3 protein-coding genes and 1 pseudogene are annotated in these 4,839 nt (G+C 36.7%); 3 read left to right on the forward strand and 1 reads right to left on the reverse strand.

Annotated features, from left to right (window positions below; genetic code table 11):
- Both ACIQ32_RS11830 and ACIQ32_RS11835 read left to right on the forward strand, forming a co-directional pair.
- Window positions 1-380 (forward strand): annotated as a pseudogene (locus ACIQ32_RS11830) (hypothetical protein); the annotation flags it as partial.
- Window positions 381-459: 79 nt separating this feature from the next.
- Window positions 460-3,579: a T9SS type A sorting domain-containing protein gene (locus tag ACIQ32_RS11835; RefSeq protein WP_396193140.1), complete on the forward strand. Its 3,120-nt coding sequence runs from the start codon at window positions 460-462 to the stop codon at window positions 3,577-3,579.
- A 73-nt stretch (window positions 3,580-3,652) separates the two neighbouring features.
- Here the strand turns inward: ACIQ32_RS11835 and ACIQ32_RS11840 are convergent, their stop codons facing one another.
- Window positions 3,653-3,961: a rhodanese-like domain-containing protein gene (locus ACIQ32_RS11840; RefSeq protein WP_396193141.1), complete on the reverse strand. Its 309-nt coding sequence runs from the start codon at window positions 3,959-3,961 to the stop codon at window positions 3,653-3,655.
- A 163-nt stretch (window positions 3,962-4,124) separates the two neighbouring features.
- Here ACIQ32_RS11840 and ACIQ32_RS11845 point away from each other — a divergent pair, with 163 nt between their 5' ends.
- On the forward strand, window positions 4,125-4,694 hold the full coding sequence (locus tag ACIQ32_RS11845; protein WP_396193142.1) for a TetR/AcrR family transcriptional regulator: 570 nt from the start codon (window positions 4,125-4,127) through the stop codon (window positions 4,692-4,694).
- The last annotated feature ends 145 nt before the right edge of the window (window positions 4,695-4,839 follow it).

Raw genomic sequence — 4,839 nt, forward strand, 5'->3', positions numbered from 1 at the left:
CTGCAGGAATTGGTTCTAGTTCTGGAATTTATGGTCCGGTTAAAGTTGGTGCTTTCGCAACAGGTACTTCTGGAAGAGCTTCGGCTGGAGCTTCTTATTATGGTGCAATGGAACTTGGAGGAAATTTATCTGAACGTTGTATTACAACTTCAAATGCTACAGGAACAGCATTCAATGGAACTTTAGGTGACGGAACAATTGCAGCAAATGGTCTTGCAAATCAAGCAACTTGGCCAGATCCAACAACAGCCATTGGAGTAGGTTTTAGAGGTGGTGATTATGTAAATGTTGTAGATAGAGTAAAAGTATCTGATAGAGCAAGTATTACATCAGTTAACACTACAAGAAATTACACTTTTGGTGGTCGTGGCGTGAGATAATAATCTAATTTGAAAGAAGTAAAACACAAATAGTTTATTTCTGAATCAAAATTATTTAACAATTTTAAAATCAAATTAGATGAAAACAACTAAAAATTATATAGTTGTATTCTTAATAATCTTTTTGTCTCATTTGTCATCGTTTGCTCAATACAATGGAGGAAGTTCCTCTGGATCTTTTTCGGAAGAATTGAGTAGTACGTCCTGCGGAATTCCTGCGCATTTCAACGCATATTTTGGAGGAAACAATGACGGAGCAACAGTAGATGAATTAAGTAATACAGCGTGTGGAATTCCACCATCGTATTTTGCCTACTTAGGTGGCGACAATGATGGCACAGCAGTCGATGAATTGTCGGCTACAACTTGCGGAATTCCTCCTTCGTTCTTTGCCTATATGGGTGGCGATAACGACGGAGCAGCAACAGATGAAACGATTGTAGGAGTATGTCCTTTTCCTCCTTCATTTTATGCTTATTTTGGTGGAGATAATAATGGTGCAGTTGTTGATGCAACGCCTCAAATTTGTCCAACAGCGCCACCAGTAGCAAGTTTTACAGCTTCGGCTACCGAAATTTGTATTGGTCAAGCAGTAACATTTACAGATACATCAACCAATATTCCATCGGCTTGGAATTGGACATTTACTGGTGGAACTCCAAACAGTTCAACGGTTCAAAATCCTGTAATAACATACAATACAGCCGGAAGTTACGCAGTGACATTAGTAGCTGCAAACTACAACGGAACTGGTACTGTAACTTTAAACGCTTACATAAATGTTTATGCAAATCCATCTGTTACAAGCACAACGCCTGCAAGTAGATGTGATGCAGGAACATTAACTTTGCAAGCTACAACTAATGTTGGAACATTAAATTGGTATGCTAATCCAACTGGCGGGACTGCTATTGCAACTGGAGTAAGTTTTACAACGCCAAGTATTTCAACAACTACAACGTATTATGTTGAATCTATTAACGGAGTTTGTACTTCTACAAGACTTCCAGTAATTGCTACTGTAAATACTACACCAACAATAACATCAACAACACCAGCAAGTCGTTGTGATGCCGGAAGTGTAACTTTAACTGCTACATCAAGTGCTGGAAGTACAATTTGGTATGAAAATCCAACAGGTGGAACTCCTTTGGCAACAACCAATAGTTTCGTAACTCCAAGTATAAGCGTAACGACAACTTATTATGTAGAAGCATCTACTGGAAGTTGTACGTCGCCAAGAACAGCGGTAATTGCAACTGTAAATACTACTCCAATTATTACAGCAACTACACCAAACAGTCGTTGTGATGCTGGAACAGTAATATTAGCTGCAACAGCCAATTCTGGGACTATTAATTGGTTTGCAACTCCAACAGGCGGCACAAGTTTAGCAACTGGAACAAGTTTTACAACTCCAAGTATTTCAGTTTCTACAACCTATTATGTTGAATCTTCTAACGGAAATTGTACTTCTACAAGAACTGCTGTTACTGCAACTATAAATGTTACTCCAACAATAACTTCAACTACACCAAGTAGTCGATGCGATGCTGGATCGGTAACTTTATCAGCTGCTTCAAGTGCAGGAAATGTAGTTTGGTACGCAAATGCAAGTGGTGGAACAGCTTTGGCAACGACCAATAGTTTTACAACACCAAGTATTTCAACAACTACAACTTATTATGTAGAAGCTGTAAACGGAAGTTGTGCAACTGGAACAAGAACAGCAGTTATTGCAACAATTAATCCTAGTCCAACTATAACTTCAACAACTCCAACAACCATTTGTGGTGGCGATACATTTACAATATCGGCAACTGCAAGTGCAGGAACTTTAGCTTGGTACAATGTTCCAACAGGAGGAATTGTTCAAGGAACAGGAAACAGCTTTTCGTTAAGTAATTGGGCAGCTACAACAACGTTTTATGTTCAAGCAACTGATGGAAGTTGTCAATCAGCAAGAATTCCTGTTGTTGTGACTGTTACTGACAGACCATTCAACACAACGCTAACTCCTGCAAGTAGATGCGGAACTGGAACAGTAACATTAGGCGCAACTTATACTATTGGAACAATCAATTGGTATAGTGTTCCAAGTGGTGGAACTGCAATTGCAACAGGTTCAAGTTTTACAACTCCAAGTATTTCAACAACTACAACTTATTATGTAGAAGCAGTAAACAACGGATGTATTTCTTCAATTAGAACTGCAATTACGGCTACTGTTTTTGATATTCCAATAATAACATCAACAACACCGGCAAGTAGATGCGGAACTGGAAGTGTTCAATTACAAGCAACATCAAATGTGGGAACAATAAGTTGGTTTGCCAATGCAAGTGGTGGAGCAGCGTTAACTACTGGCGGAATATTCAACACACCAAGTTTGGCAGCTTCAACAACGTATTATGTTGAGGTGACAAACGGAACGTGTACTTCTGCAAGAACTCCAATTACTGCAACTATTTATACAGCAGTATCAGTTCTTTCAACAACTCCAGCAAGTAGATGTGATGCCGGAACACTAACATTAAGTGCAACAACACAAAGTTTCGGAACATTAAATTGGTATGCAAATGCTTCTGGCGGAACACTATTAGCAACAGGTTCAAGTTTTACAACGCCAACTATTTCCGTTTCTACAACGTATTATGTTGAAGCAACCAATGGTGATTGTACAACATCGAAAGTTGCTGTTACGGCTTCAATAAGTCCAACAGCTGCACCAACCGGATTTGCAAATCAAACGTTTTGCGCAGGTGAAACAGTTGGATTAATATCTGTCACAGGTTCAAATATTGTTTGGTACGATGCACCGTCAAGCGGAAATGTAATTCCACCAGGAACAGCTTTAGTTTCGGGAACAACTTACTATGCTTCTCAAACAGTTACAAGTTGTGAAAGTCCAACAAGATTAGCAGTAACAATGACGTTAGGTGGTTGCTTAGGAAATGAAGAGTTTGTAGCAAATGTTATCAAATTATATCCAAATCCAGTTGTTGATTTTGTAACAATTTCTTCAACAGAAATGATGACAAATTTAGAAGTTGTGAATATACTTGGTCAAATTGTCTTTTCAAAATCGGTAAACGAAAATGAAACAACAATAGATATGTCCAGATATTCGTCAGGTTCATATATCGTTAGAGTTTTAGTTGATGATAAGGTTAAAATCTTTAAAGTAATTAAAAAGTAAGTAGTTTTTAATAATTAAGTTTTTTTCAAACCATCTCGTTAATTCGGGATGGTTTTTTTTTAAAACCCAAAAACTACAATTTATTTTTCAAGCTACTCCAACCGCCACCATTCATAGCTTCAATTCCATTACTTTTTAAAATTGATGTCGCTTGAGCACTTCGCATACCACTTGCACAACAAGCAATCACAGGTTTGTTCAATTTTTTAATGCTTTCAATTTGATTTCCAATAGTATTCAACGGAATGTTTTTCGAACCTTTAATATGTCCACCTTGAAATTCTCCAGGAGTTCTAACATCAATTATAACCGCGCCTTTATCTATAAATTCTTTAATATTTTCCGATTTTCCACTCAATCCCAACATACTTAATAATCCCATAATTATATTTTTTTAATAGTTTGTCACCCTGAGCGTAGTCAAAGGGCTTTAATTTATTATTAGATTTTTTGAAACTTAATAACACAGCAAAAGTAAAACTATCCCATACACAAATTTGTAACAAAAGTTACCCAACTAAAAATATTCTATATATTTGACACCAATGAAGATTACCGACAGAAAAACCGAAATTATAAACGTAGCAGCACGACTTTTCAAAGAAAAAGGATACAGCGCTGTGACTATGCGTGACATCGCCCAAGAAATGGATATCAAAGCCGCAAGTCTATACAATCACATCAAGTCCAAACAAGAAATTCTAGTTTTAATCATCATCGAAATTGCCGAAGAATTTACCTCAGTAATAGATGAAATTCTAGCTTCAGAACAAACTACCATCCAAAAAATCGAGCGAGTTATCCAACTTCACATCGACATTACATTAAGGAATTCCGATGCATTGGCTTGCCTAAACAACGATTGGATGCACTTAACAGACGATGATTTAATTTATTTCATCAAAATGCGAAACGACTACGAAGAAAGTTTCCGACAAATAATCAAAACCGGAATAGCAAACGGCGAAATAAAAAACCTAAACATCGAAGTAATCATCTTCTCAACGCTATCAACATTAAGAACACTTTACCTTTGGTACGGAAAGAAAAAAACAATCAAACCCGAAGTCCTAAAAGCAACTATGATTCAAGTTTTACTCAATGGAATTGTATAATTTCTCAAATTTCTAAAATCTGTGTTCCAAACCTAAAACTTAATGAACCTTAATGTCTTAATGGTTTAAATCAAAAAAATTACAACGTTTTCGTAACATATTAAAATTTTCACTAAATTTGCATAACAAACTAACAAGTGTTAGT

Source organism: Flavobacterium sp., from assembly GCF_044373165.1.
In the GTDB taxonomy this organism is placed as follows: Bacteria; Bacteroidota; Bacteroidia; order Flavobacteriales; family Flavobacteriaceae; genus Flavobacterium.

Bases quoted from the DNA above. Each gene is read 5' to 3' on its own strand.
- ACIQ32_RS11835 (WP_396193140.1), top strand. From the start codon at position 460: ATGAAAACAACTAAAAATTATATAGTTGTATTCTTAATAATCTTTTTG.
- ACIQ32_RS11840 (WP_396193141.1), bottom strand. From the start codon at position 3,961: ATGGGATTATTAAGTATGTTGGGATTGAGTGGAAAATCGGAAAATATT.
- ACIQ32_RS11845 (WP_396193142.1), top strand. From the start codon at position 4,125: ATGAAGATTACCGACAGAAAAACCGAAATTATAAACGTAGCAGCACGA.